Source organism: Streptomyces sp. NPDC043878 (assembly GCF_056435735.1).
This window is the reverse complement of sequence record NZ_JBWKDW010000019.1, coordinates 126,160-145,544: the sequence shown is the minus strand read 5'-3', so window position 1 is coordinate 145,544 and position 19,385 is coordinate 126,160. Positions and strand designations below refer to the sequence as shown.

General features: G+C 70.3%; 17 protein-coding genes and 1 pseudogene. 12 read left to right on the top strand and 6 right to left on the bottom strand.

Translation table 11 applies throughout. The annotated features are described in order from the left end of the window. Positions 1–355 precede the first annotated feature (355 nt). Positions 356–886 (bottom strand): GNAT family N-acetyltransferase, encoded by a 531-nt coding sequence (locus AC07AZ_RS25605; protein WP_478851581.1) that lies wholly within the window; start codon positions 884–886, stop codon positions 356–358. 486 nt (positions 887–1,372) lie between these two features. On the opposite strand from AC07AZ_RS25605, the gene AC07AZ_RS25600 reads away from it, so the two are divergent. The 5 genes from AC07AZ_RS25600 (at position 1,373) to AC07AZ_RS25580 (ending at position 6,790) form a co-directional block, all read left to right on the top strand. Beyond that, positions 1,373–2,701 (top strand): ABC transporter substrate-binding protein, encoded by a 1,329-nt coding sequence (locus AC07AZ_RS25600; RefSeq protein ID WP_478851579.1) that lies wholly within the window; start codon positions 1,373–1,375, stop codon positions 2,699–2,701. Between the two features lie 70 nt (positions 2,702–2,771). Further along, the gene (locus AC07AZ_RS25595; protein ID WP_478851577.1) at positions 2,772–3,725 is read left to right on the top strand and encodes a carbohydrate ABC transporter permease; all 954 of its coding nucleotides are present in this window, start codon (positions 2,772–2,774) and stop codon (positions 3,723–3,725) included. Beyond that, complete coding sequence (locus AC07AZ_RS25590) at positions 3,725–4,558, top strand: carbohydrate ABC transporter permease (protein WP_478851575.1); 834 nt, start codon at positions 3,725–3,727, stop codon at positions 4,556–4,558. Before AC07AZ_RS25595 ends, AC07AZ_RS25590 begins: the two co-directional genes overlap by 1 nt. An 87-nt stretch (positions 4,559–4,645) precedes the next feature. Beyond that, a complete protein-coding gene (locus AC07AZ_RS25585; protein ID WP_478851573.1) occupies positions 4,646–5,830 on the top strand; it encodes an ABC transporter ATP-binding protein in 1,185 nt (394 codons plus the stop codon). A gap of 342 nt (positions 5,831–6,172) precedes the next feature. Then, positions 6,173–6,790: a hypothetical protein gene (locus AC07AZ_RS25580; protein ID WP_478851571.1), complete on the top strand. Its 618-nt coding sequence runs from the start codon at positions 6,173–6,175 to the stop codon at positions 6,788–6,790. A gap of 203 nt (positions 6,791–6,993) precedes the next feature. On the opposite strand, the gene AC07AZ_RS25575 is transcribed toward AC07AZ_RS25580, so the two are convergent. Next, positions 6,994–7,542: a phosphatase PAP2 family protein gene (locus tag AC07AZ_RS25575; RefSeq protein WP_478851569.1), complete on the bottom strand. Its 549-nt coding sequence runs from the start codon at positions 7,540–7,542 to the stop codon at positions 6,994–6,996. A 339-nt stretch (positions 7,543–7,881) separates the two neighbouring features. Here AC07AZ_RS25575 and AC07AZ_RS25570 point away from each other — a divergent pair, with 339 nt between their 5' ends. The 3 genes from AC07AZ_RS25570 to AC07AZ_RS25560 all read left to right on the top strand — a co-directional run bounded on the left by AC07AZ_RS25570 (position 7,882) and on the right by AC07AZ_RS25560 (position 11,723). Beyond that, positions 7,882–8,112, top strand: coding sequence for a hypothetical protein (locus AC07AZ_RS25570; protein ID WP_478851567.1), 231 nt, complete (start codon positions 7,882–7,884; stop codon positions 8,110–8,112). Next, the gene (locus AC07AZ_RS25565) at positions 8,109–8,936 is read left to right on the top strand and encodes an alpha/beta hydrolase fold domain-containing protein (RefSeq protein WP_478851566.1); all 828 of its coding nucleotides are present in this window, start codon (positions 8,109–8,111) and stop codon (positions 8,934–8,936) included. The genes AC07AZ_RS25570 and AC07AZ_RS25565 overlap by 4 nt, the downstream gene beginning before the upstream one ends. 327 nt (positions 8,937–9,263) lie before the next feature. Beyond that, a complete protein-coding gene (locus AC07AZ_RS25560) occupies positions 9,264–11,723 on the top strand; it encodes an Orn/Lys/Arg family decarboxylase (protein WP_478851564.1) in 2,460 nt (819 codons plus the stop codon). A 186-nt stretch (positions 11,724–11,909) separates the two neighbouring features. Here AC07AZ_RS25560 and AC07AZ_RS25555 read toward each other — a convergent pair whose 3' ends face one another. The 3 genes from AC07AZ_RS25555 to AC07AZ_RS25545 all read right to left on the bottom strand — a co-directional run bounded on the left by AC07AZ_RS25555 (position 11,910) and on the right by AC07AZ_RS25545 (position 14,404). Continuing rightward, positions 11,910–12,908: an amidohydrolase family protein gene (locus AC07AZ_RS25555; RefSeq protein ID WP_478851562.1), complete on the bottom strand. Its 999-nt coding sequence runs from the start codon at positions 12,906–12,908 to the stop codon at positions 11,910–11,912. Between the two features lie 238 nt (positions 12,909–13,146). After that, positions 13,147–13,725 carry an N-acetyltransferase family protein gene (locus AC07AZ_RS25550; RefSeq protein WP_478851560.1) on the bottom strand — a complete coding sequence of 193 codons (579 nt, stop codon included), beginning with the start codon at positions 13,723–13,725 and terminating at the stop codon, positions 13,147–13,149. Continuing rightward, a complete protein-coding gene (locus AC07AZ_RS25545; protein WP_478851558.1) occupies positions 13,718–14,404 on the bottom strand; it encodes an alpha/beta fold hydrolase in 687 nt (228 codons plus the stop codon). Before AC07AZ_RS25545 ends, AC07AZ_RS25550 begins: the two co-directional genes overlap by 8 nt. 111 nt (positions 14,405–14,515) lie before the next feature. On the opposite strand from AC07AZ_RS25545, the gene AC07AZ_RS25540 reads away from it, so the two are divergent. Beyond that, positions 14,516–15,514, top strand: a complete 999-nt coding sequence (locus AC07AZ_RS25540; RefSeq protein ID WP_478851556.1) for a helix-turn-helix transcriptional regulator — start codon at positions 14,516–14,518, stop codon at positions 15,512–15,514. Positions 15,515–15,899: 385 nt separating this feature from the next. Continuing rightward, entirely contained in the window at positions 15,900–16,253 is a 354-nt protein-coding gene (locus tag AC07AZ_RS25535; RefSeq protein ID WP_478851554.1) for a hypothetical protein, read from the top strand. A 654-nt stretch (positions 16,254–16,907) separates the two neighbouring features. On the opposite strand, the gene AC07AZ_RS25530 is transcribed toward AC07AZ_RS25535, so the two are convergent. Further along, positions 16,908–17,666, bottom strand: coding sequence for an AfsR/SARP family transcriptional regulator (locus AC07AZ_RS25530; RefSeq protein WP_478851671.1), 759 nt, complete (start codon positions 17,664–17,666; stop codon positions 16,908–16,910). Between the two features lie 62 nt (positions 17,667–17,728). On the opposite strand from AC07AZ_RS25530, the gene AC07AZ_RS25525 reads away from it, so the two are divergent. Together AC07AZ_RS25525 and AC07AZ_RS25520 are read left to right on the top strand one after the other, a co-directional pair. Beyond that, the gene (locus AC07AZ_RS25525) at positions 17,729–18,295 is read left to right on the top strand and encodes a hypothetical protein (protein ID WP_478851552.1); all 567 of its coding nucleotides are present in this window, start codon (positions 17,729–17,731) and stop codon (positions 18,293–18,295) included. A gap of 551 nt (positions 18,296–18,846) precedes the next feature. Then, positions 18,847–19,296: pseudogene (locus AC07AZ_RS25520) on the top strand (transposase); the annotation flags it as partial. Positions 19,297–19,385: the final 89 nt, after the last annotated feature.

Genomic DNA, 19,385 nt, shown 5'->3' with positions numbered 1-19,385 from the left:
CCCGCAGGCAGATCTGATCCGAGCGGCAAGATCATCGCACTCCACTCCTCCTGGCGCGAGTTCGGCGATGACCTTCCGGGCGGTGGCCAACGCCGCGAGACGTGCGGTCTCGGTGAGAGCGGCGGTGAAGTGCTCGACCCGGTCGCGTGGTTCGCCGGCCCCGGGCGGTGGCCTCGTCCTGCTGGGCCTGGAGGGCGGCCAGGAGTTCGGTGCTGTTCATGCGGCCGCCTGGAGGGTGTCGCGCCAGGCTGGTGCGGGTGTGGTGAGGCGGCGGGTCGGACCGCCGACCAGGCCGGCAGGTCATGGGGCGGGTAGCGCCACTGACAGCCCGTCCGGTTCTGGTGGAAGATCGCGTTCACGACCTCCCGGAGGTCACAGGTCCCGGGGTCTCCTGTCGCCGCATGCACACCAGGTGCTCCCGCTCGTCCCATGACTCGGTGACGGCGAAGCCGAACCGTTCGTACAGGGCGATGGCCTCGGTCCGCCACTTCCACACCGAGAGCCGCACGGTGCTCACGCCGCTCTCCGCAGCAAGCGCAAGCGCGGCACCGATCAGGCCGGACGCAACGCCCCGGCCCCGGAATGCCGGATCCGTCCAGAGTCTCCTGATCTCCGACTTCCCGTCGAGAGGGGCGGTCAGCACCAAGCAGCCCACCGCGGCGTCCCCGCCCAGAGCCACCAGTACGACATCGTCACCGAACGCGGTCCGCGGGTTGCGGATTTCAGCCAGATAGCGGTCCGGCAGCCCTTGCACATCGGCAACAGCCTCGCCCTTCTCGGCTTCCGTGCGCAGATGGTAGGCCGCCAGCAACCCTTCCAGGCCGTCGTCGACGTGAGCGGCCTGGTCCGGCCAGCGGACGATGGCGATCTCGCCTTGATCAGTCATGACGCCAGCATCACACGACAGAATCCGGACGTGATGCGAGCCCCTTCGACCACTTCCGGGCACACGCCCTGGACCCGCCTACGCGATGCCATGCGCGGGCTGCACAGCGCCCGAGCACGACACAGCGACTCTCAACCCCGTCAGGTCGCAGACTCGCGCAGTCGCTGTGCACCGATCGCGCGGCCGTCGCGCGACCGGCATCGCGCCCTCCGTGCAGCGGGGGAAGGCCCGCCCGCGTCGGCCCCCGCAACACCGCAGTACGGCTCCCCCACGCACCCGGAACGCCTCCCCAGGATTGCCGGACCGTCAGCAAACAGGCCGAAAAGGGATCACAGCCGGCAGGGACACGACGCCATGAACCCAAATGGGCCCCTATGGAGAAATATGCTTGATGTTGCGTTCTGTCCCGTTTAGCGTCCTCGGGGAGAGAACCGCCGCGGTGCGAGTCCCGTGACGGCCGGCCCCCGGGAGCGAGGTGTGGAGCGAATGCACGCGAAGTCCGGTTTCCGGACGGTTCCCAGGCCCCAGCTGGCAGGCCGAAAACCGCGGCACAGGAAAGCGCGCGGGCTACGGGCGCTCGCCGCACTGCCGCTGCTCGCGTCGGTGCTCGCCGGCTGCGGCGGTGACGGCGAGGGCGGCGGCCGGATCACCCTGAACTGGTACAACTTCCCCGACGACTCCGGCGCACTGCAACAGGCCGCCGACACCTGCAGTCGGGCGTCCGGCGGCCGCTACAGAATCGTCTACAACCGGCTTCCGCGCGCCGCCGACGGCCAGCGAGAGCAACTGGTACGCAGGCTCGCGGCCGCGGACAGCTCGGTCGACGTCATGGGACTCGACGTCACGTGGGCAGCGGAGTTCGCGGAGGCCCGCTGGATCCGCGAGTGGACCGGGCGAGCCAGGCAGCAGGCAACGCAGGGCACCCTGCGCGTACCGCTGCAGACGGCCACCTGGAAGAACAAGCTGTACGCCGTCCCGTACAACACCAACACCCAGCTCCTGTGGTACCGCAACGACCTGGTGCCCACCCCGCCCAGGACCTGGGCCGAGATGCAGAACATGGCCCGCGACCTCGCCCGGCGGGGCAGACCGCACTTCGTGGAGATCCAGGGCGCCCAATACGAGGGCCTCACCGTCTGGTTCAACAGCCTGATCAACAGTGCGGGCGGCTCCATCCTCAACAAGAACGCCACCAAGCCCTCCCTCGGCCCACCCGGCGTACGGGCCGCCCAGATCATGCGCGACCTCGCGAACTCCCCGGCTGCGGACCCCTCTCTGCCCAATCAGATGGAAGACCAGAACCGCCTCGCCATGGAGTCCGGCACGGCGGCGTTCGAGATCAACTACCCGTTCGTGTATCCGTCGATGAAGGCGAACAACCCGAAGCTGTTCAAGAACTTCCGTTGGGCGCCCTACCCGAGGGCGGACGCCGGTCGGCCGTCGCGGCCCACCATCGGTGGCATCGACCTGGCCGTGAGCGCCTACTCGCGCAACCCCGGGCCGGCCTTCGAGGCGGCACTGTGCCTGCGCAACCGGGAGAACCAGCTGACGGCGGCACTCAAGGGCGGCCTGCCGCCCACGATGCGCAGCCTGTACGACGAGCCCTCCTTCATCAAGAACTACCCGTTCGCCAAAGAGGTGTTGGCAGCCCTGCAGTCGGCCAGCGTGCGTCCGATCACCCCGGCCTACCAGAACGTGTCGATCGCGGTTTCCCACACGCTGTCTCCCCCGGCCTCGATCAACCCGGAGAGCTCGGTCGCCACCATCAGAGACCAGATCGACCAGGCTCTTCAGTCCAAGGGCGTGATCCCGTGACCCACCACCCCCCGCACCGTCCCGGCCGCCCGCGCCCGAGCGCGCGGACCTCCTCCCCCGGCGGCCCGGCATGAGCATGCAGGCGGAACCGGCCGGGGCCCCGCCGCCCCCCGAAGCGAAACCGCTGCGCGAGGACCAGGCGGCGCCGTCCGCGGGCGCACGGCAGGAACGCCGGCTCGGCTGGCTGCTGTGCGCGCCGGCCGTCATCGTCATGGTGGCCGTCACCGCGTACCCCATCGGGTACGCCGTCTACCTGTCGCTCCAGCGATACGACCTGCGCTTCCCCGCACAGGCGAAATTCGTGGGATTCAGCAACTACGGGGCGGTCCTGTCCTCCCCGTTCTGGTGGGACGCCTTCTGGGTGACGCTGTTCGTCACCGCGGTGTCCGTGGCCATCGAGCTGGTTCTCGGCATGGGGCTGGCGCTCGTGATGCATCGCACGATCTTCGGCCGCGGCACCGTACGCACATCGGTCCTCATCCCCTACGGGATCGTCACGGTCGTCGCCGCGTTCTCCTGGCAGTACGCCTGGACGCCGGAGCTCGGATACCTCGCCGGCCTCCTGCCCAGCGGCGAGGCACCGCTGACGGAGCAGTGGCCCGCGCTGTGGCTGATCATCCTCGCGGAGGTGTGGAAGACCACCCCGTTCATGGCCCTGCTCCTGCTCGCGGGCCTCGCTCTGGTCCCCGAGGAAACCCTCAGGGCATCCATGGTGGACGGGGCCAACGCCTGGCAACGCTTCACCAGGGTGGTGCTGCCGCTGATGAAACCGGCGATCCTGGTGGCGCTGCTGTTCCGCACCCTCGACGCGTTCCGCATCTTCGACAACATCTACATCATGACCTCGGGAGCCCAGGGAACCGGCTCCCTGTCGATCCTCGGCTACCACAACCTGTTCACCGCGCTGAACCTGGGCGTCGGGTCGGCCATCTCCGTGCTGATCTTCATCTGCGTCGGGATCATCGCCTTCGCCTTCATCAAACTGTTCGGCGCCGCCGCGCCCGGCGCGGAGGTGAAGCGCTGATGGCCGCCGTCGGCAAGGCGCACGCCGCCCGCTGGGCGGTCCTGAACGTGGTGGTGGTGTTGTACGCACTGTTCCCGGTGGGGTGGATCGCCTCGCTGTCGTTCAAGGACCCGAGCACCCTGACGGACGGCAACTACATCCCCTCGAAGTGGACCTGGGCGAACTACCGCGGCATCTTCGACACCTCCGAGTTCACCCGCGCCCTCATCAACTCGATCGGCATCGCGCTGATCGCGACGACGATCGCGGTGGTGCTGGGCACCATGGCCGCCTACGCGGTGGCCCGACTGCGTTTCCCCGGCAAGCAGGTACTCATCGGCATGTCGCTGCTGATCGCCATGTTCCCGCCGATCTCGCTGGTGTCACCGTTGTTCAACATCGAGCGGATCCTCGGCATCTTCGACACCTGGCTGGGACTGATCATTCCGTACATGACGTTCTCCCTGCCGCTGGCGATCTACACCCTGTCGGCCTTCTTCCGGGAGATTCCCTGGGATCTCGAAAAGGCGGCCAAGATGGACGGCGCCTCGCCCGCGCAGGCATTCCGGCTGGTCATCGTGCCGCTGGCGGCGCCGGGCGTGTTCACCACGGCTATCCTGGTCTTCATCTTCTGCTGGAACGACTTCCTGTTCGCGATCTCGCTGACCTCCACGCAGAGCGCACGCACCGTGCCGGCAGCGATCGCGTTCTTCACCGGCAGCTCGCAGTTCCAGCAGCCCACCGGGTCGATCGCAGCAGCGGCCGTGGTGATCACCATTCCGATCGTCGTCTTCGTCCTGCTCTTCCAACGGCGCATCGTCGCCGGTCTCACCTCCGGAGCGGTCAAGGGCTGACCAGGCCACCCCTGCCCCGGCCGACCGCCGGTGCGCAGCCACCCGCACCGCGACACCCCGCACCTGGAAGGCAAGGAGGCACCACCCATGGCCGAGATCATCCTCGAGGGAGTCACCAAGCGTTTTCCCGACGGATCCCTCGCGGTGAAGGACGTCAACCTCCGCATCGCCGACGGCGAGTTCGTGATCCTCGTCGGACCGTCCGGATGCGGGAAATCCACCACCCTGAACATGATCGCCGGACTGGAGGACATCACCGAGGGCCGGTTGCGTATCGGCGACAAGGTCGTCAACGACCTCACGCCCAAAGAACGCGACATCGCCATGGTCTTCCAGAGCTACGCCCTGTACCCGCACATGACCGTCCGGGAGAACATGGGCTTCCCGCTGCGTCTGGCCAAGGTGGACAAGACCGTCATCGACAGAAAGGTCGAGGAGGCCGCCCAGGTCCTCGACCTGACCGAACACCTGGACCGTAAGCCGGCCAACCTCTCGGGCGGTCAGCGCCAGCGGGTGGCCATGGGACGGGCGATCGTCCGCGATCCCAAGGCGTTCCTGATGGACGAGCCGCTGTCCAACCTGGACGCCAAACTGCGGGTGCAGATGCGCACCCAGATCGCCCGGCTGCAACGGCGCCTGGGCACAACGACCGTGTACGTCACTCACGACCAGACGGAGGCCATGACCCTCGGCGACCGGGTCGTGGTGATGCGACAGGGCCTCGTCCAGCAGATCGGCACCCCAGCACAGCTCTACGACCACCCCCGCAACCTCTTCGTCGCGGGCTTCATCGGCTCCCCCGCGATGAACTTCCTGACGGCGGCCGTGGAGGACGACACCCTGCGCTCTCCCCTGGGCGAACTGCCCCTGGACGACCGTACGCGAGAGGCACTGGAACGGCAGAACGCACCCCGTGACGTCATCGTCGGCCTCCGGCCGGAGGCCTTCGAGGACGCTGCGCTGGCCCACGAACGGGGGCGCCCCCGCTTCACCGCCACCGTCGACGTCCTCGAGTCCCTGGGCTCCGACGTCTTCGTCTACTTCACCGCCGAGGGCGCGGCCGCGAAGTCGTCCGAACTCGAGGAACTCGCCGCGGACGCGGGCCTGCGGGACACGGGCTCCGAGGCCCACCCTCAGGTCGTGGCCCGCCTCGACGCCGCAACCCGGGCCCGCGAAGGGCAACCGGTGGAGCTCCAGGTCGACATGGGCAAGGCCCACGTGTTCCACCCGGGCACCGGGGCGAACCTCACCCACCCGGAGAGTACTGCTTGACGGCCGCGTCCCGTGCCCCGTCGTGACGCCGTGGTCGTGGAACTCGTCGCGCGTCGGCGCGGCCTGAGCAGCACGAACTCTTCCACGAGTGCCGCCGCTCGCCAGTCGGCGCCCCGCGAACCCTCGGTCAGGGCCAAGGTGTTCACCCGATGCCGGACGAGGGGCGCTCCAGGCTCGTCGGACACGACGTCTCCCGGTCCTTCCTGATCGTCGCGGCGAAGGAAGGACCACTTCGCACACGCGCAGCTCGCAGCGAACTGGGCCGGCCCAGCCCGGACGGTGTGAGGCTGGCCGCTCAGCCCTCGCTGGGGCGGGAGCCACGGCCATGAGTAGGGTGGCGGCATGTACACACGGGGGCGCGGACTCAGATTCACAGCGGTGTCGGCGATGGTCGTCCTGGCTCTGACCGGGTTCTCGTCAGGGCGTGGGCACAGCAGCCGCAGCCATCACAGTGGTGGCGGGGGCGGTTGCAGCAGCTCCAGCCAGGACCACGACAGTTCGACGACGTCGGGCAGCGGTGGCTCGCACGGCAGCGACCCGTACGGCGGTTCCTCCAGCGGCTCGTCCGGCAGCGACGCCTACGACTCCGCAACCACTACCGGTAACAGTGGCGGCGGTACCTACCGCTCGCGGCCCACCCACCGTTCCACCCCGACGACGTCCTCCTCAGGGGGTACCGCCAGGCCCCTGAAGGACGGCACCGCCGTACTCGTACGCTGCACGAGCACGGACGCCCCGTACACGACCGTCGAGGTCAGGAATCCGAACGCACGCGAGGGCCTCTTCACCGTGAGGGTCAGCCTCAAGGACGAGCAGGGCTCTACCGTGACCGACACCTCCGATCGGGTGTCGGTGCCTGCGAAGGACAAGGCAACCGTCCGGGTGCCCGTCGCCAGCACGGGGCGCGCGGACGAGATCGATCACTGCGAGGTCAATCCACGGGCCATCGCCGAACGGTGACGGCCACGGAGCCCACCCCATCCCAAAGCCACCTGCCCGCCGCGCGCCAACCAGACCCGCCTGTCTGTCCCCTGACAGGCTGCCGAGAAACCAGGCACGGCCTCACGGGCCGCGCGGACTCGAGTTCGAGCTGATGGTGCCCTCCTCCGCACGGAGGGCACCATCAGGACCCCGGCTTACCTCACGCTCGCGCCAGAACCTCGTCAGCGCCACCGGCGCAGCACAAGCCGAGGCGCGCGCCGGACCAGTGCGGCGGCGGCCCGGCCGATCACGGCGCCGGCGACCACGTCGCTGGGGTAGTGGGCGCCGGACTGCACACGCTCCAGGGCCACCAGGGCCGCGGGCACGGCACACATCCTGCCGGCAGCCGGCCACACCGGTGCCACCGCAGTGGTGAAGGCGACCGCGGCGGCGGTGTGCCCCGAGGGAAACGAGGACGACTCCGGGCGGTCGTCGACTTCGTCGTGCGGAAACCATTCTCTGGGCGGCCGCTCCCGGCCGGCCAGCTGCTTGCACAACCCGTTGGAGACCAGCTGCGCCACCGCAAGGGCCGCCAGCCCCCGGGCCGCCGCCTTCCGGCCGCGCCGGCCCCCGGCCACCGCCATCACCGCGGCAGCCCCGCACCACAGCTTCGTACTCTCCGCAGCCTCCTCCACTACCGACAGCGCCCTGCCGACACCCGGTGGGACACGGCAGGCGACCTGCCGCGTCAGCGCTCCATCCACCTCACGCAGCTCCGCCAACACACTCATGACCTGCAGGTATCCCGCCATCGTGTTTCCACACGTGGCCGCTGCCCGAAGCACACGGTCGTCTCCGGCAACCCGTTCCCGGCGCCGGGAGACCCAGACGGTGCACGAGCATCACGACGGGACTGACGGCATGTCTCCGCAGCAGGTGGAAGTCCCGGCTCCTGCCGCCTGACCCCGAACATCCGGACTGCCTCCTGCCCCGCCACCAGGGCCGCTGATGGCGACACCCCCTTCGCCCCCGAAACGTACCTCCAGTGCTGGCGGGGCGCGGCACCATCGGCCCCTCCCGGCGAACGGCTGGGCTCGCAGCCCGAGACGAGGCGCGCGATGGTGGAAGGTATGTCGATCGGCGTCTACTCACCGCCCGGAGCGAAAGTCACGAGACAGACCGGCGAAGGTGCGCACCACCTCAACGTGGTCCTTCCGGGACAAGGAGAGGAGGCCGCCAGCGCCGGATTCGAAGCGACCCGCGAACTGCCCGCCCGCGACACCGGAAGCGAGGTGTCGATCGTGGAGCATCCCTTCGCCGTGGGCTTCATCACCGACGCACTGAGCTTGGAGCTTGCATGACTGGTCTTCCGACGACGGTCGCGATCGAACGGGGCCTCGTCTACGCGACCGTCAACGGGGCGGACCTCCGCCTCGACATCTACCGTCCCGCCCAGCCGGGCACACCGGTCGTCGTGTACGCACACGGCGGCGGCTGGAGCCGCGGCGACAGGCGTACCGACGGCGCCACACGCCTGGCACCGCTCGCCGCGTACGGCGTATCCGTGGTCTCGGTCGACTACCGCCTTGCACCGCACGCGGTCTTCCCGCAACCGGTACACGACCTCAAGGGCGCGGTCCGGTGGCTGCGCGCCCACGGCACACGCCTCGGCCTGGACACCGGCCGTCTGGGTATCTGGGGCGCTTCCGCGGGTGCGTACCTGGGATCGCTGCTGGCCCTGTCAGAAGGCGACGGCGAACTGGAGGGCACGGTGGGCGGCAACCTCGAACAGTCCAGCGCCGTGCAAGCCGTGGTGCACTGGTTCGGGCAGGCGGACCTGGCGGCGTCCGCGGCTCGCAGCGACCTGGAAGCCCGGCTCCTGCCCTTTCGTTTCGAAGCCGACCTGCTGGGCACGACCGACCCGGCCGAACTGGCCGACCGGGCGCGCGGGATCAGCCTGTTGTCGCGGGTGTCCCCGCAAGCACCCCCGTTCCTTATCGCACACGGCGACCGGGACCGTATCGTCCCCCTGTCGGAAAGCTTCTCCCTCCACTACGCCCTCGGCCGCAATGGCGCCCGCAGCCGCCTTGAACTCCTGGCCGGCGCAGGGCACGAGCATGCCGATTTCGACAGCGCCGCGTCGCTCGCCTGCACAGCCGCCTGGCTGCGGTCGGTCCTGGGCTGACGTCTGCGCGGCGCCGTCCGGCGCCCACTTCGTCGGTGACGCACCGCGCGAGGCCCGCTCACCGAGCCGAGGAGGATGAGGACGCCCGCACCCTCGTTCACCCCCGCACCCTCGTTCACGCCCGCCCGGAGAACTGACGACCGGCCCGCACGAAGTGCCGGCGGGCAGGTCGCACTGGACCCGCCAGGTCAACACGGGGTGCACAGGCGTACCCCATCACGGTGACGCACCGCCCGAAGTGGCCGGTCCCGCGCCGCCCCGCCCGGACACTGCCAGGCAGCGGCCGCTGTGGTCGCCGGTGGTCGCCGGGAAGGGCGAGGGCACGGAATGGCTGACAGCAGAATCCTGATCGCGGTACCGGAGCGCTGCGACGCCGAGGGCGCCGCGGCCGAGCAGTTGCGCGCCATCCGTGACGCGATCCAGGACGCGGGCTTCGGCGTCCGCTGGGCCGTCACCGCCGAGGACGCGGACGCCGCCCTGCGCACCGAGGCGGGTCTGGCGGCGGCCCTCGTCGCCTGGGACCTGCCCGAAGGCGGCCCAGCGCTCAGGGCCGCGAACGGGCCGGGGGCCGCGCTCGCTGCGCCGGTCCGGCCCGGCGGAACGCTCGACGTGGTCCCGGGCGGCGCCGCCGTGCTGCGCCGGATCGGCCGCCGCTACCGAGACCTGCCGGTCTTCCTCGTGATGTCCGGCGAAGGGCTGCGGGAACTGCCGCTGTGGGTATCGGAGTCGGTCGTCGGCTACGTGTGGCCGCTGGAGGACACCGCCGGGTTCATCGCGGGCCGCATCACCACGGCCGCCGGCTCCTACCGAGAGGACGTGCTGCCACCGTTCTTCCGGGCGCTGCGGCGCTTCGACAACGCCCACGAGTACTCCTGGCACACGCCGGCCCACTCGGGCGGCGTCGCCTTCCTCAAATCCCCGGCGGGGCGCGCCTTCCACGACTACTTCGGTGAACGACTCCTGCGCAGCGACCTGTCCATCTCGGTCGAGGAACTGGGCTCGCTGTTCGAGCACACCGGTCCCATCGGGGAGTCGGAGCGCAACGCGGCGCGGGTCTTCGGTTCCGCGGCCACGTACTTCGTGCTGCACGGCGACTCCACCTGCAACCGCCTGGTCGGCCACTTCAGCGTCACCCGCGACGAGATCGCGCTGGTGGACCGCAACTGCCACAAGTCGGTGCTCCAGGGCCTGGTGGTCTCCGGCGCCCGTCCCGTCTACCTGATCCCCACCCGAAACGGTTACGGGCTGGCCGGCCCCCTGCCCCCGGCCGAACTGGCCGCGGAGTCGGTCGCGGCCCGGATCGCGGCGCATCCTCTTGCCAACGGCGCATCCTCCCCGCACCCGCAGTACGCGGTGTTCACCAACTCGACGTACGACGGGTTGAGTTATCACGCCGTGCCGACCGCGCGGGCGCTGGCCGCCAGCACTCCGCGAGTGCACTTCGACGAGGCATGGTTCGCGTACGCCCGCTTCCACCCTCTCTACGCGGGGCGGTACGGCATGTCGGTGGACGAGAGCACCTTCCCCGGCCCCGACCGGCCGACCGTGTTCGCCACCCAGTCCACGCACAAGTTGCTGGCGGCGCTGTCACAGAGCGCCATGGTGCATGTACGGCCGGCACCCCGGGCGCCCGTCGAGCACCACCGTTTCAACGAGGCCCTGATGATGCACGGCACCACCTCCCCCCTGTACCCGATGATCGCCTCGCTGGACGTGGCGACGGGCATGATGGACGGCCCGCAGGGCGAGTGGCTGGTGGACGAGGCGGTCACCGAGGCGATCCGCTTCCGGCAGGAGATGCTGCGGCTCGGGCGGCGGGTGCGCGACGCCGGGGACCGGCCGGGCTGGTTCTTCGGGGTGTGGCAGCCGGACACGGTCACCGACCCCGTCACCGGCGCGCGGGTGCCCTTCGACGAGGCCGATCCTGAGCTGCTGCGCACCGAGCAGTCCTGCTGGCTGCTCGAGCCGGACGCCGGCTGGCACGGCTTCCCGGGGCTGACGGAGGGTCATTGCATGCTGGACCCGGTGAAGGTCACTCTGACCTGCCCGGGCATCGACGCCGCCGGCGAGATGGCGGAGGAGGGCATCCCGGCGCGGGTGCTGACGGCCTACCTGGCCACCCGTAAGATCGTGGTGGAGAAGACCGACAGTTACACCACTCTGGTGCTGTTCTCCATGGGCATCACCAAGGGTAAGTGGGGCACGTTGCTGGACGCCCTCATGGACTTCAAGGCCCTCTACGACTCTGCCGCGCCGCTGGAGCGCGTGTTGCCCGCGGCCGTCGCGCAGCACCCGCGGCGCTATGCGGGCATGACCCTGCCCGAGCTGTGCCGGCAGATGCACGAGCAGTTGCGCTCGGCCCGTCTGGTGGAGCTGCTGGAGACCGCCTTCCAGCAGCTGCCGGAGCCGGTCTCCCCGCCTCAGCACTGCTACCAGCGGCTGGTCCGCGGCGGCACCGAACAGGTCCGCATCGCTGACGCGGAACACCGCGTGGCGGCGGCGATGGTCACCGTCACCCCGCCCGGCATCCCGGTGCTGATGCCCGGCGAGTCCACCGGCACCGCGGACGGCCCACTCCTGCGCTACCTGGCGGCACTCGAGTCCTTCGACCGCCGCTTCCCGGGCTTCCGCAGCGAAACGCACGGGGTGATGATCGACGAGGAGACCGGCGACTACCAGATCGAGTGCCTGCGCCCCGACGCGGTACCCGCCCGATCCGACGCACGCCACACAGGTGACGTACGAAGTGACGGCGCTCTCCCGCCGGGTGGTCCCGACGCGAAGTGAGCTGAAAGCAGCTGATCCCGCCCAGGTTTCGGGCTGTCATCGATGTCGGGCGCTGTCCGACCGCCTCTACGGCAACCCGGTACACGGCGGAAACGGCCACCGGGAGCGCACCGCCGCCAGCCGACCCGAGCCTCGCCCAAGCTGGCCACCGACCCTGGCGTCCTCTCCGTCCCGAGGCCCTGGGAATCAGCCGGCGAGGCCGAACAACCGGGCGCTGTTGTCGTGGCACACCGCCCGCAGCCAGTCGTCGCCGAGACCGAGCCCTTCCAGTGCGTGCAGCTGATGGACGTACGGATAGGGGATGTTGGGGAAGTCCGTTCCGAGCAGCACCCGGTCCTGGAGAGCGGCGAGCCGGGGCAGCGCCGTCTTCGGGAACGGTGCGAGGCGCTCACTGAAGTCCGTGAACGCCATGGTCGTGTCCAGCCGCACCTCGCCGTACCGTTCCGCAAGCTCCAGGAAGTCCTCGTACTCGGGCATCCCGAGGTGCGCGACGACGAGTCGCAGCCGCGGATGCCGGGCGAGGACCTCGGCGACCGGTCCCGGCCCGGTGTGCTTGCCCGGTGCGGGACCTGACCCGCAGTGCATCACGACGGGGACGCCGGCCTCGGCCAGGAGCCCCCACACGGGATCGAGGAGCCGGTCGCCGGGGTCGTACGCCCCCACCTGCACATGTGACTTGAAGACACGCGCCCCCGCGTCGAGCGCCTCCGTCACATACGCGTCGACGCCCGGCTCGGGGAACAGGGTCGCCGTGTGCAGACAGTCCGGGGTGCGGCGGGCGAAGTCGGCGGCCCAGCCGTTGAGCCAGCGCGCCATGCCGGGCTTGTGCGGGTAGAGCATCGCGGTGAAGGCCCGCACCCCGAAGTCCCGGACGGCCGCGAGCCGTTCCTCCTCGTCCGCACGGTAGGTGATCGGCCACTCCACGCCGCCCGTCAGGGGCCCGAGCCCGTCGAAGTAGCTCCAGACCTTCCGCAGGACCTGCTCGGGCATGAAGTGCGTGTGGACGTCGACGAGCCCGGGCAACCCGAGCCGTCCCCAGAACCGGCGCACTTCACGGGTTTCGGCGTCGCGGCCGCCGTCCCTGGTGACGTTTCCGCCGTGCAGGTCGTGCAGGTCGTGCAGGTCGTCACCACCGCCCCCGTCGGCCACGCCGTCCGTCCCCTTCGCCGCGCAGTGATCGCTCATCCCCCCACTCTCGGTCCCGGCACCCGCCGCCGTCCATGGCCATGCCGCGCGAGCGGGTGTCGAGCCCGCGGAGCATCCGGCGGCGGTGACCTACAGATTCCCGGGTTCGGATGCGATCGTGGCGGGTCGAACCCTGCGATCCATCACGGGGCGTGAGCGCCCGGCGATGAGCGGAAAGGGGGCTGCCGCAGAGCGCTTTGACCGGCCACGCAAAGCCTGCCGGACCGACCGCGCAGCCTCACGCCGGATCAACCACCCTACTCACGATCCACGCGTGCCTACCGACCTGACGACCGCGCGCGAATCCGAAGTCCTCGAAGAGTTCGACGGTCGCGCTGAACAGGAAACGGCCCTGCGCCTCACGTCCGTCGGTCACCTCGGAGATGGCTTCCACGAGGCCGCCCCCGGCTTGCGCGATCTGGTCGAGGGCGCCGTGCAGCGCGGCCCGCGCGATGCCCCGGCCGCGGTGCTTCCTGTCGACGTAGACGCAGGTGATCCGCCAGTCCGGCCGCGGCGGTACGTCCTTGTCGTACGCGCGCCTGTACTTGATGGTGGACAGTTCCTCGGGGCTGCCGTACTGGCACCACCCCTGCGCGGCGCCGTCTGCGTCGAGGACGAGCGCGGCGTGGGCGCGGCCGGTCCGCACCCGGTCCTCCTTGGCCTCGCGGTGGCTGATCCCTCGCCGGCCGCGTTCCGGGTGGTAGCCGATGCACCAACAGCCGCCGAATATCCCGTTGTTGCGCTCGACCAGTTCCGCGAAGGCGTCCCAGGTGGAGGCGTCCAGAAGGCCGACCCGGTACGTCACGGGCTCAGGCATCGGCGGCCGCCGCGGCCAGCAACCGGGCGAGTTCCACGGGCTTGGTGGTCATCGGCCAATGCCCCGAGTCGATGTCGACGAAGTCCAGGTACCTGACGCGGGTGGCCTCGGGCACGTCACCGGCGTCGATCCAGTCCCGGGCCTGGGCGGAGGTGAACTCGGGGCACACCAGCAGCATCGGGATGTCGAACCTCCGCTCGTCCTTCAGCCGTACCGTGGCCTTGGCCACCCTCTCGGGCACGGGGATCGCCGCCGAGGCGATCCGGCTACGCGTCTCCTCGTCGAGGTCGACGCAGTCCGCGCCTTCGAACGGGCCCCAGCCTGGGAAGGGCATCACGCCGTCCTTGGTCTCGAAGAAGTCGGCATACGGCTGCCCGTCGGCGGACGGGAAACCTCCGACGAGGGCGACCTTGGCGATCCGCTCCGGCCGCGCGTCGGCGGCCAGCCAGGCCAGGGCGCAGGCGGCGGAGTGCCCGACCACCATGGGCCTGTCCGGCGCCGCGTCCACGGCGGCGAGCACCGCAGCCACCTGGTCCTCCAGCGTGGCGGACTCGGCTCCGTCACCCTGACCTGGGAGGGTGAGCGCAACGGGGCGATGGCCGAGTTCCCTGAGCGGGGGCACGACGTCGTCCCAGGCGGACCCGTCGAGCCACAGGCCGGCGATGAGCAGGATGTCCATGGATCAGGTCCCCTTCCCGTCCAGCCCGTGTGGCCGGTCGGTGCCATCACGCTACGACTCGTTCCGGACAATCCACTTCCGGTATATCGCGTGGCCGCCTAATCTGCTCGGGTGCCGACCGATCTCAGCCCCACCGCACGAGCTCTGCGCGCCCTCGAGATCCTCCAGTCCCGCACCACAGCCGTGACGGCCGGCGAACTCGCCGCGTCCCTCGGTGTCACGGAACGGGCCGCGCGCCGGTACGTCGGCATCCTCCGGGAGGCGGGCATCCCCGTGCACTCCGCCCGGGGCCCCTACGGCGGGTACCGGCTGGGGCGCGGGACCAGGCTGCCGCCGGTCGTCTTCACGGAGTCCGAGGCCCTGGGCCTGGTCATGGCGGTCATCGACGGTCAGCCGGCAGCCGCCGACCCCGGTGCCGACGACTTTGTCGGTACAGCCCTGGGCAAGGTCATCCGGGCGCTGCCCGAGGGCGTCGGCCGGCAGGCGGCCGCCCTGCGTGAGCACGCGTCGGCGGCGCCCGACCCCAGCCCGTCCCGTCCGGATCCCGCCCTCACGGGCACGCTCGTCGCGGCCAGCGCGCTGCGACGCCGCGTGCGGGTCACCTACCGCACCGAGTCCGGCGACGAATGGGACGCCGAGGTGGACCCCTGGGCGGTCGTCGTCCGTTACGGCCGCTGGTACCTCCTGTGCCATTCCCACCGCGCGCACGCGATCCGCACCTACCGGATCGACCGGGTCCGCGCAGTCCTGCAGACCGCCCTCAGCTTCGACATGCCCGACGGCCTCGACCCGGTGGCAGCGCTGGAGGAGAACCTGGGCAAGGGGTGGGAGTTTCCCACGCGGGTGGTGTTCGACGCCCCGATGGGCGAGGTGATGCCGTGGATCCGGCCACCCATGGGGCGGCTCGAACCGGCAGAAGTCGGGTGCGTGCTCGTCGGCAGCACGAGGAATACGACGATGTACGCGCAGGAATGGCTGGCGCGGCTGCCCCTCGCGTTCCGTGTCGAGGGCGGGCAGGAACTGCGCGCGGCGGTGGAGGCGCTCGCCACGCGATTCACCGCCGCCGTGACGGGCGGGACCCGAGCGTTCAGCGCGAACACGGCTTCGTGACGCGCCACTTGACGTCGCCTGACAAGAGCTGAGGCCAGGGCCGCCGTACGGCAACCTGCTGTTCGCGGCCACGGTGGCGGCGGTCTGCCTGTCAGGCCTCCCGGTGTGCCCCGGCCTGGACACCGTTTCGAGGCCGGGCGCAGCCTGTCCCGTCAGTCCGGCGGCGTCGGGGCCGGGCGCCGGCGCGGGTGAGGACGTCGCTTCCTCCTCCGCCGCGGTCACGGCTGCGGTCTCGCGCCGCGCCGGCAGCGAGGGCCCCGACCCGTTCCTCCCGCCCGACCCGTTCCTGAGCGACTTGCAGCGTCTCCGTGAAATCCCGTATCAGGTCACGTAGTTCTCAGCCTTCCTATGGATCACCGAACGGCCTGGTCGCCAGACTGTGGGCATGGTCTTCTACGTACTCGCGAGCCTGCTGGTTGCCCTTCTCCTCGCGGACTGGGCCATCACGCTGTCCAGTCGGCGCCGGGACGAGTGGGCCTTCTGGGAGGACTGGACCTTCCTCGTCCACGGGCCGCTCTTCATCTGCCTCAACCTGGCGCTGGCCGCCGACATGTGGTGGTTCCAGACCGACTGGTCGCCGAGAGCACGTATCGACTTCGCGCTCGGGGGCCCGGTGATCGCCGTCTGGTTCGGCTTGCGCTGGTATCGCTACTCCCGCGTCCGTCTGCTCGCCCTCATGCGGGGGAAGCACAGGCCTGGCGGGCCGGGCGGCGGCGAGGAGCCCGGAGTCCGCCGTTGATCCCGGCGCTGCCCGGGGTGGCATCCCGGTTCTTCCAGGCCGCAGGCGCCGCGCACACCCACCCGCGACAGCGGTACGCCTGGAGGGCTGTGGAACCTGATCAGCTCTGGTGGCACCCGTCGCACCGGCCAGCGTCGAGGGTGGGAGACACGGAGCCGCGTCACGCGTGAAAGGGCGGGCCCGCCACCACGAGGGGAGTGACGGGCCCGACCTGAACCAAAGGTGCCCTACGGGTCCTCTGCGCGCTGGGCTCTGGGCTCTGAAGGCGCTCACGCACCGCAGGGAGCCTCCCGGGCGGCCCGCTTCCTGGCCGGGAGGCTGCTCGACCGGATCTCCCGCGCCCCGGACCCCAGCCTCTCGGGCGCGTTCGCCGAGCTCCTCGGCGACGGCGCGTTCACCGGTACGTCCCTGCAGCTGCTCGCGATGGGCCGAGATGCGCCGGACGGCGAACTCCGCATGCGCGGCGGCCGGTTGGACAGCACCTGGACGGTACGGGGCGGCAGCGCGGCCCAGTTCGAGCCGGACGCGCACACTCATGCGGCAGATCGCCGGCGCGCTCGGCGGCGGATACGCCGACCATCCGCTCTGGCACCGGGGACGCGTCCTCACGGTGCACCCGCGGGAAACGACCGCTGAGTGCGGGGAAGACCATGCTCAGCAGAGCCAACGCGCCGGACAGTGATCCGTCCTGCCGGAGCCGGCGGAAGTCCACGTTGCCGAGGTGGTCGTCGAGGGCGTCCACGAACGCGCCGTAGGGAGCCCGGTCGAACTCCACGCTGCGGCCGGCCAAGGCCACCAAACCGCGCTCTCTCGCGCGCTCGCCCAGTTCACCGAGCAGCCGTGTCTTCCGATACCCGGTTCCCCGACCACCTCGACCACCCCTGGCGCACCAGCCAAGACATCCTCGATCGCACCGTCGAGAACCATCAACTCCGCTGCCCGCCCCACCAGATGGCCCCTCGCGCGGGACCGCCGCCGTGCCGGCGGACCGGTCAGGTCGGCGCCGTCCCGTGCGGTGCGCACCGGCGGGGGCATGGGTAACGGGCGCGGCACGAGAACGGGCGCGGACCCCGGAGCACGCCCGCCAGCGGGCCCGGCAGCGGGCCCGGCAGCGGGGGCGGCAGCGGGGGCGGGGCCGGCAGCCGGGACGTTCAGTGCGGGATCGGTGGTGAGGATCTGCTGGTGCAGTTGCCGCAGCGCAAGGCCGGGGTCACAGCCGAGTTCCTCGGCCAGCAGCGACCGGACCCGCTGGTAGTGGCTGAGGGCATCGGCCGGGCGGCCACAGCGATACAGAGCGAGGACGAACTGACCGGCCAGTCGTTCGTCCAATGGGTACATCTCAACCCGGGCGGTCAAATCGGCCAGCAGTCCGATGTGGTCACCACAGCGGAGCCGAACATCGGTGTGGTCCAGTTCGGCCGCGATCCGTTCTTGGCCGACCGCGTCGAACCGACTCGATCAGGGGAGCAGACAGAATGCAGAGAATCCTTGCCAAGGCAGGCATCACGCTCGGCGGACTCGCGCTGGCAATCGGAAGCGCCACCGTCATAGCGCCGACCGCCCAGGCGGCCGGAACGTCGACGATCGCACGCTTCGAGGGCAAGACGATCGACCTGTCCAAGGACTGGGGCGCTGCCAAGGCCTGCAACGTCCAGCGCGGCGTCATCGACTGCTTCCGCACCGCCAAGGAGAGCGACGCGAGGGCCGCTCAGCAGGCCAAGACCGCAAGCCCCAGCACTGCCCAGGGTTACTGCTCCACCCCGCTGCGCCTGTACGAGAACGCCAACTTCAACTCCGACCCCTTCCCCAAGGGCCGGATCCTGTCGTTCTACGACAGCGGTTACTGGCAGAACCTGGGCGACTACGGCTTCAACGACCAGACCTCTTCCTACCAGACCGGCAACTGCGCCACCTCCTTCGCCAAGGACAACGACGGCAGGGGAAGCAACCCCTCCAATGTGTTCGTCGGAGCGTGGCAGTCCGACGGGTACATGGGAGGCGGCAGGTGGAATGACCTGCTGAGCTCGGTCTACCTTTACTGACCCAGGGGGCGCGTACGCGGTACGTGCGCACGCGGTGGGCGCCGCGACTCGCCGGCCACGACCACCAGACCTGCAGCTGACTCCGCACCCTGCCTGCAGGTCCCAGTAGACGGGGGAGATCTCCTCGGGCTGGGCAGTCGGGAAGCCGGGGACGGCCGGCGGGCCGATCGACACGTCGATGCCGACGTGGGCGGCCTGGAAGCCGGTGCCGTCCAGACGACAAGGCCGGCTCCCGCCGCATCCAGCGCCCTGGCGGGGGTGAATCGGGGTCGCACGCCAGGGCTTTGACCGGCAGGCCGCGTTCGAGCAGGTGCCGTGCGGTCGCGCCGCCTCGTTGGCCGGTGGCACCGATGACCGGCACGGGTCCCCTGTGATCTGCCATACGAAGCTCCTTGCGGAAGTGGCCGGGCCGTCACATTTCGCGCGGGGTCGGGTCGCATGGAGCGGTGTCCAAGAGGATCGGCCGGCAGCCCGGGTGCCGAACTCGTTGCCTTCCTCGTGTGCCCGCCCTCCCTGGGGAGGACGTCCTCAAAGATCCGTGTGGGCCCACGGCGTGCATCCCAAGGTCCGGCTCGGCCAAGCCGGGCGCGAGGAAGGCGCTGCAGGAGATCTATGACGCCGAGGACCGGGCCCACGCCGAGAAGGCCGTCAAGGCGTTCGCCCGGGACTACGGCGCGACATGGCAGAACGCGGCGGAGAAGATCACCGACGAGGTGGACGAGCTGCTGGCGTTCTACGACTTCCCCGCCGAGCACTGGATCCAGCTGCGCACGACCAATCCCATCGAGTCCACCTCCGCCACGGTGAAACTCCGCACCAAGGTCACTCGCGGCGCCGGCAGCCCGGCCGCCGCCCTCGCCATGGTCTGCAAGCTCGCCGAAGCCGCCCGGGAACGCCGGCGCGCGGTCACCGCACCCCACCTCGTCGCACTCGTGCGCGCCGGAGCCGGCTTCGAGATCGGTCACCGCGTCGAACGCCCCGGGGAACCCGCGGCAGCATGACCCACCTCAACCGACTCGCAACTCTTGACGATTGCTCCCGTCGGCGGGTGCGATGCATGGTCACAGAGGTGGGAAGAGCTTCACCGACC

Bases quoted from the DNA above. Each gene is read 5' to 3' on its own strand.
- AC07AZ_RS25605 (WP_478851581.1), bottom strand. From the start codon at position 886: ATGACTGATCAAGGCGAGATCGCCATCGTCCGCTGGCCGGACCAGGCC.
- AC07AZ_RS25600 (WP_478851579.1), top strand. From the start codon at position 1,373: ATGCACGCGAAGTCCGGTTTCCGGACGGTTCCCAGGCCCCAGCTGGCA.
- AC07AZ_RS25595 (WP_478851577.1), top strand. From the start codon at position 2,772: ATGAGCATGCAGGCGGAACCGGCCGGGGCCCCGCCGCCCCCCGAAGCG.
- AC07AZ_RS25590 (WP_478851575.1), top strand. From the start codon at position 3,725: ATGGCCGCCGTCGGCAAGGCGCACGCCGCCCGCTGGGCGGTCCTGAAC.
- AC07AZ_RS25585 (WP_478851573.1), top strand. From the start codon at position 4,646: ATGGCCGAGATCATCCTCGAGGGAGTCACCAAGCGTTTTCCCGACGGA.
- AC07AZ_RS25580 (WP_478851571.1), top strand. From the start codon at position 6,173: ATGTACACACGGGGGCGCGGACTCAGATTCACAGCGGTGTCGGCGATG.
- AC07AZ_RS25575 (WP_478851569.1), bottom strand. From the start codon at position 7,542: ATGAGTGTGTTGGCGGAGCTGCGTGAGGTGGATGGAGCGCTGACGCGG.
- AC07AZ_RS25570 (WP_478851567.1), top strand. From the start codon at position 7,882: ATGTCGATCGGCGTCTACTCACCGCCCGGAGCGAAAGTCACGAGACAG.
- AC07AZ_RS25565 (WP_478851566.1), top strand. From the start codon at position 8,109: ATGACTGGTCTTCCGACGACGGTCGCGATCGAACGGGGCCTCGTCTAC.
- AC07AZ_RS25560 (WP_478851564.1), top strand. From the start codon at position 9,264: ATGGCTGACAGCAGAATCCTGATCGCGGTACCGGAGCGCTGCGACGCC.
- AC07AZ_RS25555 (WP_478851562.1), bottom strand. From the start codon at position 12,908: ATGAGCGATCACTGCGCGGCGAAGGGGACGGACGGCGTGGCCGACGGG.
- AC07AZ_RS25550 (WP_478851560.1), bottom strand. From the start codon at position 13,725: ATGCCTGAGCCCGTGACGTACCGGGTCGGCCTTCTGGACGCCTCCACC.
- AC07AZ_RS25545 (WP_478851558.1), bottom strand. From the start codon at position 14,404: ATGGACATCCTGCTCATCGCCGGCCTGTGGCTCGACGGGTCCGCCTGG.
- AC07AZ_RS25535 (WP_478851554.1), top strand. From the start codon at position 15,900: ATGGTCTTCTACGTACTCGCGAGCCTGCTGGTTGCCCTTCTCCTCGCG.
- AC07AZ_RS25525 (WP_478851552.1), top strand. From the start codon at position 17,729: ATGCAGAGAATCCTTGCCAAGGCAGGCATCACGCTCGGCGGACTCGCG.